11 protein-coding genes are annotated in these 16,419 nt (G+C 63.0%); 3 read left to right on the top strand and 8 right to left on the bottom strand.

Annotation, left to right across the window (positions count from 1 at the left end; genetic code table 11):
* Positions 1-8: 8 nt before the first annotated feature.
* Together AEB_RS15590 and AEB_RS15585 are read right to left on the bottom strand one after the other, a co-directional pair.
* A complete protein-coding gene (locus tag AEB_RS15590) occupies positions 9-722 on the bottom strand; it encodes a polysaccharide biosynthesis/export family protein (RefSeq protein WP_119083951.1) in 714 nt (237 codons plus the stop codon).
* 131 nt (positions 723-853) lie between these two features.
* Positions 854-1,069, bottom strand: a complete 216-nt coding sequence (locus AEB_RS15585) for a hypothetical protein (RefSeq protein ID WP_119083950.1) — start codon at positions 1,067-1,069, stop codon at positions 854-856.
* A gap of 600 nt (positions 1,070-1,669) precedes the next feature.
* Here AEB_RS15585 and AEB_RS15580 point away from each other — a divergent pair.
* A complete protein-coding gene (locus AEB_RS15580; protein ID WP_231958779.1) occupies positions 1,670-3,586 on the top strand; it encodes a TonB-dependent receptor plug domain-containing protein in 1,917 nt (638 codons plus the stop codon).
* A gap of 395 nt (positions 3,587-3,981) precedes the next feature.
* Here the strand turns inward: AEB_RS15580 and AEB_RS15575 are convergent, their stop codons facing one another.
* The gene (locus AEB_RS15575) at positions 3,982-4,716 is read right to left on the bottom strand and encodes an SDR family NAD(P)-dependent oxidoreductase (protein WP_119083948.1); all 735 of its coding nucleotides are present in this window, start codon (positions 4,714-4,716) and stop codon (positions 3,982-3,984) included.
* A 121-nt stretch (positions 4,717-4,837) separates the two neighbouring features.
* Here AEB_RS15575 and AEB_RS15570 point away from each other — a divergent pair, with 121 nt between their 5' ends.
* A complete protein-coding gene (locus AEB_RS15570) occupies positions 4,838-5,158 on the top strand; it encodes an ArsR/SmtB family transcription factor (RefSeq protein WP_231958778.1) in 321 nt (106 codons plus the stop codon).
* 385 nt (positions 5,159-5,543) lie between these two features.
* Here AEB_RS15570 and AEB_RS15565 read toward each other — a convergent pair whose 3' ends face one another.
* The 5 genes from AEB_RS15565 to AEB_RS15545 all read right to left on the bottom strand — a co-directional run bounded on the left by AEB_RS15565 (position 5,544) and on the right by AEB_RS15545 (position 15,328).
* Entirely contained in the window at positions 5,544-6,977 is a 1,434-nt protein-coding gene (locus tag AEB_RS15565) for a phospholipase D family protein (protein ID WP_145985320.1), read from the bottom strand.
* Positions 6,978-7,130: 153 nt separating this feature from the next.
* The gene (gene amt / locus AEB_RS15560) at positions 7,131-10,292 is read right to left on the bottom strand and encodes an ammonium transporter (protein WP_119083946.1); all 3,162 of its coding nucleotides are present in this window, start codon (positions 10,290-10,292) and stop codon (positions 7,131-7,133) included.
* Positions 10,293-10,695: 403 nt separating this feature from the next.
* The gene (locus tag AEB_RS15555) at positions 10,696-12,603 is read right to left on the bottom strand and encodes an FUSC family protein (RefSeq protein ID WP_172593131.1); all 1,908 of its coding nucleotides are present in this window, start codon (positions 12,601-12,603) and stop codon (positions 10,696-10,698) included.
* 150 nt (positions 12,604-12,753) lie between these two features.
* Positions 12,754-14,661, bottom strand: coding sequence for a M61 family metallopeptidase (locus AEB_RS15550; RefSeq protein WP_119083944.1), 1,908 nt, complete (start codon positions 14,659-14,661; stop codon positions 12,754-12,756).
* Positions 14,662-14,785: 124 nt separating this feature from the next.
* The gene (locus AEB_RS15545; protein WP_119083943.1) at positions 14,786-15,328 is read right to left on the bottom strand and encodes a hypothetical protein; all 543 of its coding nucleotides are present in this window, start codon (positions 15,326-15,328) and stop codon (positions 14,786-14,788) included.
* A gap of 245 nt (positions 15,329-15,573) precedes the next feature.
* On the opposite strand from AEB_RS15545, the gene AEB_RS15540 reads away from it, so the two are divergent.
* Entirely contained in the window at positions 15,574-16,398 is an 825-nt protein-coding gene (locus AEB_RS15540) for a hypothetical protein (RefSeq protein WP_145985319.1), read from the top strand.
* Positions 16,399-16,419 lie beyond the last annotated feature (21 nt).

Here is a 16,419-nt window from a genome sequence, read left to right as displayed (position 1 = left end):
TGTTTTCTCTACAGAACGGGATTGAAGACGCCGAGCAGAGGCATCGACCGCAGCATGTCACGCCACGCGCGTTTGGTAGCCGAGCCGTCCACCACGATGATGTCGCCACGATAGACTGTGGGGTCTTCTGCCTCGTCTCGGCGAATGCTGAGCAGATCGTAGGCCGCGGCCATGCGCTTCCCGTCGATCCGCCGAAATATCGCGACCCGACGCTCATTGGCGGCATCATCGGGACCTTGCGCCATCGCAATTGCCTGTATCAGGGTCAAGCGGCCCGCGACCGGGAACACGCCTGGCCGCCGGACTGAGCCTTCGACAGTGATATTGCTCCCGGACGACTTCGTTATTCCGACTGTGATGTCCGGATTGCGCAGGTACGACACCTCGAGTTTTTCCTCGAGCTCTTCCTGCAATTGGGCTGTTGTGAGATCCACAGCCTTCACATTGCCGATCAGGGGCATCGCGATGTTGCCGGTCAGGTCAACATCGTACTCGCCCGAAAGATCCTCGACCTGGAACACGTTGATTTTCAACGTGTCGAGCGGTGCGATCTGGTAACTTTCGTCGAGAGTGGTCGAGGAAATCGGATCGGGCGCTCCGAAATCTGCGACGTCATATGGGATATTGCCGCCGCGCGTGGACCAGCATGATGCGAGCGAAAGGGCAGCAAGAGGCAGAACCGCAATGCGGACGTTGCGCAAATTAGAAGCGGGAATCGGCATGCCCTCTACCAAACCTTTCGTCGAGTTCAGATTGTCGCCTCGTGAGCGCGCCAGATCCCGAGACTTTGCCCGCGGAACATAGCGACAAATTAGAGGGCCTCCCCCCCCTGCGCAGCGATACGGGCTCGAGATTACCCTGGGCTGATGGGGGGATTCTCAACCTCATTGTCGTTGTCGCTCGTGAGAATGGCAACGAGGATCGATTCCGCCACGACAAAGCCGCCAAGGAACCATAATCCGACGTCGTCCGCCGCATCGACCGGCTGCGCCGCGCTGGGCGAGGCGGCCATACCGAACAGTGCGAGTCCAAACGCCGAAAGCGGGATAAGGGCCTTTTTCCTGTCCATATTACGCTCCTGGCTGGCAAAAAATGCCTAAGTACTATGCCGTAACCTGGAATTAATCACAAGCAATTCCTCTGATTAGATGAAACTTGGTTAACAAGAGAGTGCGTAGGATCGCAGCCCCGGGCAATCGAGGTTCGCTCAATGCAAGGCTATTATTTGGGAGCGGTCGCGGCGTCCGAAGCGCTTGCGGCGCTGGCAGCGGCGTGAGCCCCCCGACGGGTTTCCTGTCCGCTCACCCCGACTCGGTGGTCCCGCTAGGACGTGGCGCGGTGTGTCAAATGCTAGCGGATCGCGGGCCTGCCTAAGCCAAGGGATCGAGCTGAGCAGGGCAGCAGCCGTGTGGAATCTGTCGCAAGGCCGTCTTGCACTCTGGCGCCGATGATGCACCAGCAAATGGCTGGACTAAACTCCCAGCCCTTCGTCGCGTGTAACGCCTTCTGTTGCCGTAAAATAACTTACCTGCCTCGATCTCTGTCCGCAAAGAGCGCGCGCAGGAGGGGTGTTCCACAATCAGGGAAAGCCGCCTCGCCGAAGGCGTGGGCGCTAGCGAGGGGCTTGTTCGAATTTCTCCCCGGTAGGTTAAAAATAGAAAGAAGTGTTATGAGGAATTCCGTCACGTTCGCATCGCTATCCGCATTTGGCCTATTACTGCCAGCGATGGCGCACGCGCAGTCAATCAGCGACGGCAACGAGGCTGTCGACGACAATGACGAGCGCATCGTCGTCACCGCCAATCGTAAGCCGGTTTCGCTCGACCAGGTTGGCCAGAGCGTAACTGTTCTGACCGAAGGGCAGATCGAGGCCAGCCAGCAAATCGGCGTAACCGAGCTGATCGCGCAAACGCCGGGCGTCCAGTTCCGGCGCGACGGCGGGCGCGGCACGGCGACTTCGGTTTACGTCCGGGGTGCCGACAATGGACAGACGCTGATCCTCTACGACGGGGTCCGCCTGCATGATCCTTCGACTACCGATGGTGGCGCGACGCTTACCGACGTGATGACCGGCGGCGTAGGCCGGATCGAGATACTGCGAGGCTCCCAGTCGGTGCTGTATGGCAGCCAGGCCATCGGCGGCGTGATCAACATCATCTCCGAGACGCCCCGTGAACCTTTGGAAGCGAAGTTTCAGGTTGAGGCAGGCGAACTGGACAGCTATCTTGTCAACGGCGGCGTGGGCGGCAAAAGCGGTGGGCTCACCTGGCATGCTGGCGGCGGCTATTCGACCTCCGACGGCGTATCTGCCTATGCGACCGGTACCGAGCGCGACGGGTACGAGAACGTTTCGCTCAATGGTCGGATCCGCTACGCATTTTCGGACGATATCTCCCTCGATCTGCGCTCGTTTTACACAGACGGCGATGTCGAATACGACGCCTTCAACGGCGACGCCGCGAACCGCGGGCTGAGCGACAGTTGGCTGACCTATGCTGGCCTGAACTTCAAGCTGTTCGATCGCCTTACCAACCGCGTCTCGTATGGCCGGACCGAGATCAACCGGACCAACCAGGATGAAACCGATCCCGCCAATGTGGTCGATACCTTCGATGCGCACGGGCGCAGCGCCCGGTTCGAATACCAGGGCATCTTCGACATATCTGAAGGCAATTTTGCCGTTTTCGGCGTCGAATATGCGGAGAATGAATTTGATGACTCCTCTGCGGCCGTCAGCGTGGGCGACCACACACTCGGTATCTATGCCAACCTCACAGTTGAACCGGTAGAAGGGCTCACCGTTACCGGCGGGCTGCGCCGTGAGGATCACAGCAACTTCGGCGCAGCTACGGTGGGCGCGGCCTCGCTCGCCTATACGCCGGACGGCGGCGAGACGGTGCTACGCGCGAGCTACTCGGAAGGATTCAAGGCTCCTGGCCTGTTCCAGCTCTATGCCGCCGGGTACGGCACGCCCGATCTTCAGCCGGAGGAGGCCAGGAGCTGGGAAGTGGGCGGCGAGCACATGTTCGGCGATCTCCTCCGTGTGTCGGCCGTGTACTTCAACCGTGAAACGAAGAACCTTGTCTCCTACGTCAGCTGCGTAGCGATCCCGGACAATCCGCGCTGTGCCGCCGATCCGAATTTGTTTGGCATCTACTCCAACGAGGGGGCGGTCGACGCCGAGGGTGTCGAACTGGGCGCCGGGCTTGATCTCGGGAACTTCGAGCTTTCGGCAAATTACACCTATCTCGATGCCGAATATGCGACGCGGGGCGATGCCAACAGGGGCAACCAGGTGGTGCGGCGGGCGAAGGATACGTTCAATGCCGCCGCCAGCTACACCGCTCCGTTCGGACTGAATGTGGCGACCACCGTGACCTTCGTGGGCGATCACTTCAACGACGCTGCCAACACCCAGGTCGTTCCGGGCTACACTATCGTAGACCTGCGGGCTTCCTATCCGATCACCGACAAAATCGAGATATACGCACGCGTGGAGAACCTGTTCGACGAGGATTACCAGACCATCCTCAACTACGGCTCTCTGCCGCAGCTGTTCTACGGCGGGTTGCGGGTGCGTCTCTGACACGTCTGCGCACCAGGACGCCAGGCATTGCTGATCCTGCGCCGGTGGACCGGGTTGATCGTCGCTCTCGCAGTGATCATCACCGGGCTCACCGCTGCGGTTTGACGAGCGGCCCGACCTCAAGGATCGGAGCGAGGTCTGTATTCTTCCCGAAAGCTCTCTGGCCGATGTCGGTGCCGCCGAGTTCCGGAAGAACGATGTGTCGGTGTTCGACACTATCCAAGTCCGCTATCGCGTACTAAAGACCGGGCTGGCTGCCCCTGCCCAGAGGCGGGCAGGTCGGCGTCCCCGCCGTCAGCAGCAGAATCCACACCGGCATTGTCGGCATCTCGCGGCCGCGTGTGCAGCATAGCGCCGAGGAAGGCCCCTCCGCCGGGCGAAAGGGCCGATCCCGGCTATGCCGATGCGCCGCCGTCGATGTTAAGCGTGGTGCCGGTGATGTAGCTTGCATCCGGCCCGGCAAGAAACGAGACCGCGCCCGCAATCTCCTCGACCCGGCCGTAGCGACCGAGCGGAATGGAGCCGATCATCTGTTGCGCGAACTCGCTGTCAGCGGGGTTCATATCAGTGTCGATGGGGCCCGGTTGCACGGTGTTGACCAGGATGTTCCGCGAGGCGAGATCCTTGGCCCACCCTCGCGCCAGCGCCGCCACTGCAGCCTTGGTCGCGCTGTAGACCGTGGTCGCGGGGAAGGCCATTTCACCCGAGATGCTGCCGATCAGGATGATCCGCCCCCCATCGCGAAGGTGCGGCAGCGCCGCGCGCGTGCCGACGTGCAGGCCTTTCACATTGACCCCGAATTGCCGGTCATAAGTCTCGTCGGTGTCGTCGGCGATGGTGGAGAATTCGGCCACTCCGGCATTGTGCACGAGGATATCGATGCCCCCGAGCGCGGCAGCCGCCTGCTCGACGCCCGCCCGCTGGGAGGCGGGCTGGGACGCATCGGCCTGAAAGGCGAAGGCGGTGCCGCCCGCGCGCTCGATCGCCGCCACGGTCTCGTCCGCCGCCGCTTTGTTACCGGAGTAGGTGATTGCAACCGCTGCTCCATCGGCCGCGAGGCGCCTGGCGATAGCCGAACCGATGCCGCGCGAGCCGCCAGTGACGAGCGCCTTCTTGCCCTGAAGTGACATGTGAATTCTCCAAAACTATGCCCGCGATCACGGCGTTGTGCGCTGCCAGCAGGCAGCAAGATGGACCGCCCCTTCCATAGTTCAATATTCCCGAACTATTAAATTTTTTGCGTGAGCCTATATGTCGCGCATGCCCCGCTTCACCCATCCCAGGCTGGAGGACGTGCCGCTCGACCTGGCGCTTCACGCGCTCGCCGATCCCAATCGCCTAGGCATGGTCGCGCGCCTGGCCGGCACCGAACGGCTGAGCTGCACCGACGCGGCGCCATGCGCGGCGATCCCCAAGAGCACGCTGTCGAACCATCTCAAGCTGCTGCGGGCGGCCGGGCTAATCGAGACGACGCAAGTCGGGCGCGAGATGATCAATACGCTGCGCCGCAAAGAATTCGAACAGCGGTTCCCAGGACTTTTGGACGCAATACTCGCCAACCGGCCCGGCTGAGGCAAAGGGACGCGTAGGATTATCAGCGGCCCATGCCGCCGGGTTAGCCCCAGGGGATATCGGCCTCAGCTCAACTCACTCAAGAGCGGCCTGTTTCGACGGTTGAGCAAGGCGTCGGGAAGATCTGAAGCTCATCAAGCACAGCGCTGATGGCATAGCCGATGCCTGCTGCGTAACCGTTCCGCCGAGCGATCCCCGCGACCCACATCATCGAGTTCTTGTGGAAGCGTCGCGGCCTTTGCCGTGATGCGATCGTCTTCCGACGTATTTCCTGGGTCTCCCTTCCGGACGATGTCTCTCGTGGACGGGCGCCTGCGCACCGGCTGGCCGCCGGGCGAGACGCTACGGGCGTCATTACCGCCGCTGGGCTGACAGGCTAAGGGCCCTAAAGGTGCCGATCTATTGGCAGTTTCGCCAGCAGGCGGACCATCGCCCGGCTTATCGGGTTGGTGCCAGGCTCGATGCGTTCAGGCACCGGTTGATCGTCGCGCGTGTCGGTCCAGGCCAGCGCTCCGTCAGGCAACAGGCTCATTCGATAGCTGTTATGCGCTGCCCGTTCGAACGCGTTTGCAAGCTGTTCGGAGAGAGCCGCACTTTCGATGATGAAGCCGAGCTCGGTGTTGAGGTGGGCCGAACGCGGGTCGAAATTTGCCGAGCCGATATAGAAGTACCGGCGGTCGACCACGTAGACCTTGGCGTGCAACGACTTTCCCGAAAAGCGGCGCGATCGCTCCGATCCTGAGCGAAGGAACTTCGCGGCACGTTTCTTCGGCGCGTCGTCCGGCGCGGGGATCTCGAAAAGCTCGATGCCATGCTGCAGCAGCACCTTTCGGAAGGGCGCGTAGCCGGCATGGACCACGCCGACATCTGTAGAGGCATACGAATTGGTCAGCACCCTGACGCTAACGCCGCTGCGTCGCAGATCGCCGAGCTCGTCGCAGCCCTGTTCGGTGGGGACAAAATATCCGGAGATCAGTACGAGGTCGTTGGCCGGATGAGGCAGGGTTTGCGGTAGCAATTCGTTCAGCCCGGTTGCGCGGTCGGGCGAGGTCGTAGTCTCGGGAAGGGGCATGGCCGCGATTGCGCGGGTCGGCGCCCTGAACCATTTCGCCCGGTCAAGCCGCAAATCCGTATATAGCGGCTGAGCTTCGATCGCCTCGAGATACCGCTGTGCCGCAGGGCCTTGTGCAATTGCCTCTGCTTTACGCATCGTATCGCATTTCGCCTTGCGCGAAAGCCGGCCCACGACGTCGGCCACGGGACGTACTGCGGCGCTGTGCCAGTGTTGATCGAACACTTGCTTCACTTCGGCCACCACCGGCCCCGCGGTCAACACGTCCAAATCTTCGAACTGCGCCTTGGACTGCGCGCCGAAATACTCGTCGCCGATGTTCCGCCCGCCCACGATCGTCATATGCTCGTCTGCCGTAAGACTCTTGGCGTGCATTCGCGAGTTGAGGCGGTGGAAGGCCAGCAGCCATTCAAGCGCACGGAAGCGCCGCATCCTGAAGGGATTGTAGAGGCGGACCGCGACCATCGGCAAAGCATCGAGAATGGCCAGTCGGCCATCGAGACCGTCGATACCGTTGTCGTCGATCAGCAGTCGCACGGCGACGCCGCGCTGCGCGGCTGCCGCGATCTCATCAAGCAAGAGAGATCCCGACATGTCATTGTGCCAAATGTAATACTGCACATCGAGGGAGCGCCGGGCCGAGCGGATCAGCCACAGGCGCGCCGCGAAGGCGTCTTTGGCATCATGCAGCAGGCAATGGGAGGACATGTCAGGTTGCTTGCTGCCGGTGTCCTCGGTGCGCTTCAAGCAAAATGCCTGCGGGGCGAGTGATAAGTGCAGTCAAAAGCGGGGCAGGGGGCACGGCGCTAGCCGGCTAGTCGCCCTGCAGCGCTATCCGCGTATCGCGATTTTTGGGGAATTATCAGCTTTTCTTGCTTGAGGAGGAGGCTGCGCCACCGGTCAGGCGTCTTGCCGCGTTAGCGGGGCGAGGTGGGCGCCGGAGTTCACGAATTGGACTGCCTGATCGGCGGGGAGGGGTTTCGAGAAAAGGAAGCCCTGGATGAGCGAGCATCCCTCCGCAGTAAGCCGGTCAAGCTGGGCCATGGTCTCCACGCCTTCAGCGACGACCGCAGTACCAAGGCCGGCGGACATGTTTAGTACCGAGCGGATCACATACCAGGTCTTCTCGTCCTCAGCCTGGATGAAGCTGCGGTCGATCTTGATCGTGTCGAAGGCGAAGCGGGTCAGATAGCTGAGCGAAGAATAGCCCGTACCGAAATCGTCGAGTGCCACGCCCACACCGAGCTTGCGCAGCTCGTTTAGCACGCGCCCGGCGACATCGTCCTCATCGATCAGCACGCTTTCGGTGATCTCCAGTTCGAGATTGGCTGGCGGCAACCCGCTCTCGGCCAGCGCAGTGGTGACCGATTCTATCAATTGCGGGGAATGGAACTGGCGTGCGCTGACGTTCACGCTGATGCAGGTCCCGCCTAAATCCTGCATGGCCGCGCGGCACGCCTCGCGGATCGCCCAAGCGCCGATCGGCACGATCAGCCCGGTTTCCTCCGCGATCGAGATGAAATCGACTGGCGAGATCAGCACGCCCCTGCGATTCCAGCGCAGCAACGCTTCGAAGCCGACCACCTCGCTGCGCTGCATGTCGATCCGCGGCTGGTAGTAGAGCTCCAGTTCGTTGCGGGCGACAGCCTGAGACAGGTCATCTTCCAGCTCGCGTCGCAAGTGCTGCAGGCGACCCATTTCCGGCTTGTAGCGCTGGAAGCCGTTCCGCCCGCGCTTCTTGGCCGCATAGAGCGCCATGTCGGCGTTGCGGCACAGCACGTCCATATCCTCGGCATCGAGTGGGCAGATCGCAAGGCCGATACTGGCTCGCGGATGGATAGTCGTTCCCGTGGGAAGGACCAGCGGCTGCGATACGCTTTGGAGAAGGCGATAGGCCAGATCGAGCGCCTGATTGGGGAACGAAATCGAGGTGTACACCACCGCGAATTCATCGCCGCCGAGCCGCGCCACGGTGTCGCATCCACGGACGCTGTCCCGTAGCCGTTCGGCCACGGCGATGAGCACAGTGTCTCCGGAGGGATGGCCATGCAGATCGTTGATGTCCTTGAAACGGTCGATGTCGATCAGCAGCAGCGCGGTCAGCATCGTCTCTGGCCGCCGGGCAAGCGCACTGCGCAGTTTGCGATTGAACAATTCGCGGTTGGGCAGGTCGGTTAGCGGGTCGTGCATGGCAAGATGATAGATCTGGCGCTGCGCTTCCTCGCGTTCGCTGAGATCGGTCATGCGGAGCACGATGACCTCGTGGCCGTCGAGCTCGATCTGACGGAAGCGCAATTCAACCGAGATATCCAGGCCGTGAGCGCCCAGCACGCGGGCGTGCTGAAGCGCGTCGTTGCCCGTTTCGAGCCAGCCAATCATTGAATGGCGCAGGTCGGGGTGGACCAACTCCGCCGGCGCGCGTTCGATCAGTTCCTCCACGGAGCATCCGAACAGTTCAGCGGCGGCGGCATTGGCGCTGCGGATCCGTCCATCGTGGATCAGGAGGATGCACTCGCTGGCCACTTCGCCGAATGCGGCAAGACGCTGCGTCTCTTCGAAGCTGCGCGTGCTCTTGGCTTGGCGCGAGCGCGCGGACTCAGCGGCCTCCAGCTTGTCCATCAGGGTGTTAAGCGAGGTGGTGAGCAATTCGTTGTCGTCGCCAACCTCCACTGTGAGCCGCTCGCCGCCGTGAAAGTCCGATTGCAGCAGCATCTCAATTTTGGCCTGAAGATGGTCGGTGCCGAGCCGTGCGCCGTGTTCAGCCGCGTTGAGACCCGCGGCCTCTTCCTCGGGCGTGGCGCGCAGTGCGAGGAAGGTCCGGACGCCCAGGATCACCACGACCCCGATTCCGAAGGACCATACCATATTGAGTGCGCTGCCTTCGGCTTGTACCAGCAACTGCGCCATCCGCGAACCTGCGGGCAGGGCTTCGGCCGGGGCAAGCACCGCAAGGCCGAGCGTGCCGACTACACCCGCCACGCCATGCACGCCCACGGCACCCACTGCATCGTCGATCCGCAGCCGCGTCTCGAGGAAATGGTTCGCTGCATTGGCGACCAGGCTTCCCGTGGCCCCGAGGATAAGGGCGGAAAGCGGATCGACCAAGTGGCACCCGGCGGTGATCGCGACTAGACCACCGATCATGCCGTTCACCGCGCGCTCTGGCAGCATCGCCCCCTTGAACCAGGTCATGCCGTAGCCGACCGCGCCGCCGGCCGATCCGGCGAGGATCGTGTTGAGAACGATGCCCGGGACTTCCTTGGAAGCTGCCAGGGTGGAGCCACCGTTGAAACCGATCCAGCCGACGAACAGGAACAATGCCCCGGCGGAAGACAGGACGGCACTGTGGCCTCCGATACGGATCGGCGGCCCTTCCGTGAAACGCCCTTCGCGTGCGCCGATGATGAGACAGGCCGCAAGGGCGAACCAGCCACCCGTTGCGTGTACGACAGTCGAACCGGCAAAATCGACGAAACCGGCGTTCGCAAGGAAAGCGCCTGCCGAAGGGCCGAGCGCATTGCCCCACGCCCATTGCGTGAACACTGGATAGACAACGCCCGAGAGAATTACGCTGAGCAGGATATAGGCGCGCAGGCGCATGCGCTCGGCCACCGCGCCGGACACGATCGTTGCGCAGGTGCCGCAGAACATGACCTGGAAGATGAAGAAGGTCGCAGTGGTGGGGGAGATGTGGCTGAGGAAGAACAGCTCGCTGTCGCCGCCGATCGGGAGCCAGAACCTGCTGGCGCCGAAGGCGAGCCCAAAGCCGACGGCGCCGAAGGCCACGGTCGAAAACGCGAAATCCAGCATGTTCTTCTGCGCAACGCTGATCGCGTTCTTCGTGCGCACGGTGCCAGCTTCGATCATCATGAAGCCGATCTGCATCATCATGACCAGGGTGGCGGCGACGATCACCCACATCATGTCCATCGTCGCGGAGAGGGAGTCTACCCGGTCGTGGGTGTGTGCGCCGGTGGCGGCTGCTGAAGCGGCAAGAGCGTTGGTGCCAGTGCCGCAGAGGGCGATCAGAACCGTCAACGCCCGCCAGAGAATACCCGTCATCCGACCCTCAGTAGTATGAGCACCACATTATCCGGCCAGCGCGCGATATAGATCGTCGCCTTGCCCGCGTTCCGATTGTGTGGTCGCCAGTACCACCCGCCCGATGTCTCCGACCCCATTCCACGCCCCTTTTGGAGCCTTCACCCTCAACCCTCGCGCGGGATCGCTGAAAAGATGGCTTGACCGAACACCGTTGCGATATGGTTAATCGGGGGCGGCCCGGGGGGCTGGTCTTCGGCAGTTTCACGTATTTTTGGTCCCAAGGGGTCGTAGGGCGCGGATGGCTGCGATCAGGGCACCAGGATGCAAAGCCCAGGCGCGCTCATGGTCATCTCTCCCCCGGAAGCCGCAGTGAACCACGGCTCGACCGATCGGAGTTACACCTAGTCGTTACACCCCGTCATCAAAACCGGAACGCGCGGCTCTGGACAGTGCGATTGGTGATGAGCCGCGTTATATTGACCAGTGCGCGGCCCGCACCCTCGCAGGCGATCGAGATGGTCTTCAGCGGATCGACCGTATCCGACGGGATCGACCGGGGTCTGTCATCCTCCGCGGTAGTGGTTTCGTCGTAGCCGGGGGCCCGCAGCCGCCCGATCACCTTCTCCGTTGCTGCAGCGGCTTGCAGCGCCTGAGGCGGTGGCTGCTCGATGCCTGCGCTGTCGAGTTGCCGCACCGCGAGCGCGATCTCATGAACCCAATAGCTGAGAAGAACGAGCTCGCGCGTTATCCGATCGCGCTGGTCGTTGGCTCGCGCCAACGGGAAAAATCGCAGCGGCTCCACGGCTTCGCGCAAGCTGGATAGCTTGGCTTCGAAGTCGTGGAGTGTAGCGGTGAGGTGCAGCCGATCAAGCCGCGCACGCGGGAGCGCGGTAATGATCACGGCGTGTGTCGCGTCCAACAGGTCGTTGAATTGTTCGGGGGCATGGGTGTGTGTGCTTTTGGGCAGAACTATTGCTGCCACGATGATCCCCGCCAAGGCGCCGACGGCGGTCTCCTCGAGCCTGAGGAGCATCATCGTGTCGGTGAAGCGCCCCATCACCAAAAAGAGCAGTCCGACGGTGACGGTGATCCAGAAAGCCATCCAGGTGTAGGATTGTACGAACGCATAGAAGACGAAGAAAATCGCGAGCGGCATAAGCGCCAGCGCGATGTGAACCTTGCCGTGCAGCAGCCAGACGAGCGCCATTGCCGCGAGAATGCCGGCCAGCGTTCCGAAGACGCGCTTCAGCGATTTCGCCAGCGCTTGCCCGCGCGAATAGGTGCCGGTGAACATCACGAACACCGTGATGACGGCCCAGTACCAGCGATCGGGCGAAAGCATGGAGCCGCCCACCATGGCGAGCGCGGCTGCCGCCGCCGACTGGATGCCGGAACGCAGATGCGGCCTCTTCCGGTCAGTGGGCGGTGCAGCCATGGACTTCGCCGCGTCCATATCGGGCGGCAGGCGAAGCGATCGTTCGAGGTCTTCGATCGCCGCGGCAATCGAAGCGACATCGCCTTCGTGCGGAACCGGCGTGTAGCAGATCAGGGCGCGGGACAGGCGTTCGAGCGCCGCTCGCACGTCAGACGCCCCGAGCCCGTCCGGCGCGTCCTGCACCTGCAAGGCTAGCCGTTCCGCAAGGACCAGAACCGCGATCAACGCCTCGGCCAGCGGGCGGTGGGCAAGACGACCGCCCGGAAGGTTCTCCAGCTCGGCTTCCGCGATGGTGACCGCACTGGCTACGCGCGCCAAATCGCGCTTCAGGCGAGCGCCGTCGTTCCGTCCACCGGGACTGGCGGCGGCGGCGAGCAGTGCCCCCATTCGCATCCGGATCGATCCGACGGACCATTGCATCCGCCGCCAGGGCCGGTGCGGCACGACCAGCTGATGCACCAGCAGGGCGCAGGCTGCCCCGACCGCGACGCCGATCCATTGCCAGTGCAGCATCTGGATGTCGGGCTTCAGGAAGGCGCCGAAAAAGTAGCTGACATTGGCCGCCAGCCCGGCCGGCACCCAAGGCCCGCCATACTGGCGCATATAGGCAGCTACACCGATCACCAGGACGAAGACCAGATGATTGACCCAGCTCGTGTGAAGCAGCGCGGAGAGTGTGAACATCGCGCCTGCCGAAGCGGAGAGCGCTGCAATCTTGCCGATGCGTGCGCGGGTTTCGTCATCGCTGATTGCCGCACAGCAGAAGACCGTCACCGGAAAGGCGATGAGAAAGGCCGTGACCGGTACACCGACCGCCTCGCCGATCGAAAAGGTGACTGCGAGCGTCAGCAGGAAGGCAAGCATCGCGCGCGATCCGCGGGCGGTTCGCAACATTCCCGGATCCGCGCGCACCAGCATTCGTCGCGCCCGCGGGGGCAGGGCGTTCACGCAAAGGGTAAGGAGCGTCGGCACTATCGCGGGAGATAGTCTCGGCGGGGGGTGGGCGCCACCATCGAGACGATTCTATTCTTCGGGTGGAGAAGGTCAGCGCGCCGTCAGAAGGGCGGCAAGCGTATCGGGCCGGCCTGGAATGCGATCAAGCCGCGGATACCGCAAGGTGCCCACATAGCGTATCGGCGTTTCCCTTTGCTCGCCATCCTGCTCGACGGTCAGCACGACCGGATGGTTCGCAGCATCGCGGACTGCTGCCAGCAGCACGTCGCGTCCATATGGCGTTCCGTTGACCGCGAGGATACGGACTCCCGGCCGCAATCCTGCCTCGAAGGAGGGGCTGTCCCATGACACCGCCCGGATCGTGCCGTCGCTGCGCGCTGTCAGGCCTATCGAGTAGCTGAGATCCACGACGCCGCCTTCGTTCTCATTCGCGCGGAAGGCTGCCGTTGGGATGTCGGTGAAAACCAACCGCCAACCGTGCCGCACCAGTCCGCTTGTCGTGTCGAGCTCGGCATGTCCGTCAAGCCAGCTCCGCAGAAAGCCCGCCCAGTCGCCCGGCGCCACTTGATTGAGCGCTTTGCACAGATCGGCAAAGGTATAGGTGCGGCTCGGCGCATCCGGAGTCGCGCCGGCAAAGAAACTGTGCGCGAAATCGTCGATGCTGCGCGTGCCGCCGCTGCGTTCGCGCAATTCGGCGTCCACAGCGAGCCACAGCATCACGCCTTCGGAATAGTAATCTCGCCGCCGCTGCCAATCCCGCCAGGGAACGGGCTGGCGCAACATGAAGGAGGGATAGTTTACGTCGTCGGACAATGGGCGCCATTCCCGCCCTGGTCGCGCGGCAATTTCGGCGGCTTCGAGCGCTAGTCGGTCCCGCAGCTCGGCGGGCGTGAACTGCCCCGCTCGTGTGGCCAGCACGCGCCCCCAGAACTCCGTCTGTCCTTCATACACCCACAGCAGGCTCCCCGCGACCGGAACATTTGGCGTGGGTGCCCAGAGATCGGCGGGCGTGCGGTAGAAGCCGTTCCAGGCATGGACGATCTCGTGCGCGATAAGGTCGCGCGACAGGATTTCGGCCTGCCAGTCGCGGAAATGCGATGAGGCAAGGCCGTTCTCGCTCGATGTCCGATGCTCGGTTCCGCCCGATGAGCCATCGTCGCTGAGCCGCGCAAGAATGTGATACTGTGCGAAGGGTGTCGCTCCGAAGACGGCGCGCATCTGCACGATAAGCCTCTTTATCTCGGCAATTCGCGCCTCTGGGACGGTGAGATCGCCCGTCCGCAGGGCCACAATGTCGAGTGACACCGCGCCGGGGCCGGGCGCGGTAAGCGGCACTTGCGCCGTGTAGCGTCCCGCCAGCACCGGCGCGTCGAGCAGGATTTCGAGCGACGTCGGTTCAAAGCGAACGATCGGGCCTTCGCTGTCCCTGACATTCAGCGCGGTGAAGGGGCGGAACCCGCCGGGCAAGGTCAGCCTGGCCGAGACGGGGATGTTCCGGGCGTACCACCCTGCAGGATAGAGGGTCAGCCGCTGCCATGGCACGGCCACCACGTCCGGTGTCAGCAGCGCGTCCCCTGCAACCATCTGGAAGCGCACATCGATTGCCTTTGTGCCAGGCGGCACATCCAGGTGGAATGCGTGCGGCTCATACGGATCGCGCCGCCACGCGAGCCGGCGCCCCTCGGCCTCGATGGTCAGGCCGGCCAGGTCGGTAACGGTGAGGCTCGGCCCGTGGCTGGCTGGTTCCCATCGGGGATACAGGAGGGTGATGGCGCCCGCGGCGACAGGGATCCGCTGGTGCACGGAGAAGATGCGGCGCCGGATGTCGGTCGCGTCCACATCAAGCTCGATAGTGCCCGCGAATGCGTGATCGATCGGGGGCGGGACAGCCGGCGTCGGCTGCACATAGCTAGGTCCGGTTTCGGCTTGAGCGCCAACGGGCACCGAGAGAAGGGCTGAGGCCAGGAGTGGTAGGATAAGCGGCCTGAACAGACGCATCGATAGGCTCCTTAAACGCTGTCAGCCGCGGGATGCCTGCATGAAAGATGAAGTGTGTGCGGCCTGGGTGAGCACCTCGGCAAATCTGCCGGGATAGATGTCCACCCGGCAAGCCGACTTAGGTTCAACGATCGATACGCCTGAAGGCGAGCAAACCCTCGGACCGCCTCAACACGAAGTCTTCCCCATCCTGCTCGAGATAGGCGCCCGTCAGGTCCACAACCCCGAGGTCGTTCGGCGTCAGCCGGAAGACTGCAACGGTCCCGTCCGTTGCGCGCAGCGGCAACGGCCCGGAATCAATATGATAGGCCGGCTTGCTGAAGGTGACAGAGCGGGGCTGGCGCTTCTCGTCCAACGGCAGCGACCAGGGGCCACCCGCGAGATAGGATATGAGCGGCTCGCCTGTGTCGAAATCGATCCGCAGATCGATCGCCGGGACATCCTGTCCGTTGGGGGCGAGCAGCCTAATCGCAAAAGGCTGCCCTGGTGCAGCCTTGATCCCATCGGCGGAAATGGCCGGCGGCACCGGCTTGGGCTCGCTGGTGAGTTCAATCCTTGTGCCCACGCGTTGCCAGTTGCCTTGGGCCTGCTCGTCCAGCGACCCGACGCTCAGGCCGTATTGGAAAGTCCCATCGGGATTGAGGCGGAGGCCGGCGACCAGCTCCATCTCTGCTGCAGCATAATCTCCAACAGCAGGGTCTGCAGCAGGAGCCGGTGCAGCTTCCGGCGGTTCCTGGGCGAGAGCGGGGGCAGCAGGGACGAGACTTGCGAAGAAGCACAGGACCACAGAGCGTCCGAAGGGTGAGATCAGCATGCATTGCTTTTAGAGCGCATATGGTTTTCTTCCATAGCGCCTGGGGCAAAAAGCGAAGTGCATCTGCCATTTCGCGCCGACGCTAGGGAAAGACAAGCATGCGCTTCTTGAGGATGGTTTTCGCGGTGATGATAAGCCTGGTGGCCATCTCGGGCCCGGCGATCGCGCAACCGGGGCCTCTTTCGGAAGCTGCGGCAAATGGCCCCCTGGCCTCCGCTTGCGAGCAGGACGCGAATGTTGACAGCTGCTGGAGAGCGGGCGTGGCTGCTGAACGACGTGGGGATGCCCCGGGGGCGCTCGCCGCCTATGAAGCCTCATGCGCGGCAGGGTTTCAGATGGGCGGCTGCTACGAGGCCGGCAAGATCTACTTCCTCAATAAGACGCTTCGCGACTATCGAAAATCCAGGGACAGGATGCTGCAGGTCTGTGAATCGGACGATGTTGGCACCGGCCCCTATGCCTGCAAATATTTGGGGATCATCTATCGCAAAGGCCTTGCCGGAGCGCCCGACGTCGAGCGAGCCTTTGGCAGCTTCTCGCGGTCCTGCTTCCCGACGACCGACCAGCCCTTCATCGATGGCAATGGCTGCGAAATTTTCGCGGACACTGTTCCGAGCGCGGACGAGATGAGCGTCCCCGACGAGGTCTGGCACCCCGACTATATCGCCTATCTCGCTCTCGCTATGGGCTGCAGTGACGACATGCCGGCGCTGTGTCAGCAGGCTTCAGCCATTCACCATCGCGCGCTCGCGACATCGGCACAGTGGCTCGCTCGCTGTGCAGAGGATGCGGAGGCCGTCGCCTTCGCGGAGGGTTGCGAGGCGGTGGTCCGTTCCGCCGCCCCCGGCAAGTTTGAGCGGCGGCAGGAGTTCCGCCGCCGTGTCGTGCGCATGTTTCATCGCGCCACGGACTATGCAGGATAGGTCCTTCGGCGTTAGCGCCTG

The organism is Altererythrobacter sp. B11, from assembly GCF_003569745.1.
Taxonomy (GTDB): Bacteria; Pseudomonadota; Alphaproteobacteria; order Sphingomonadales; family Sphingomonadaceae; genus Croceibacterium_C.
The sequence above is the reverse complement of the archived record's forward strand: the minus strand, read 5'-3'. Positions and strand labels throughout refer to the sequence as shown.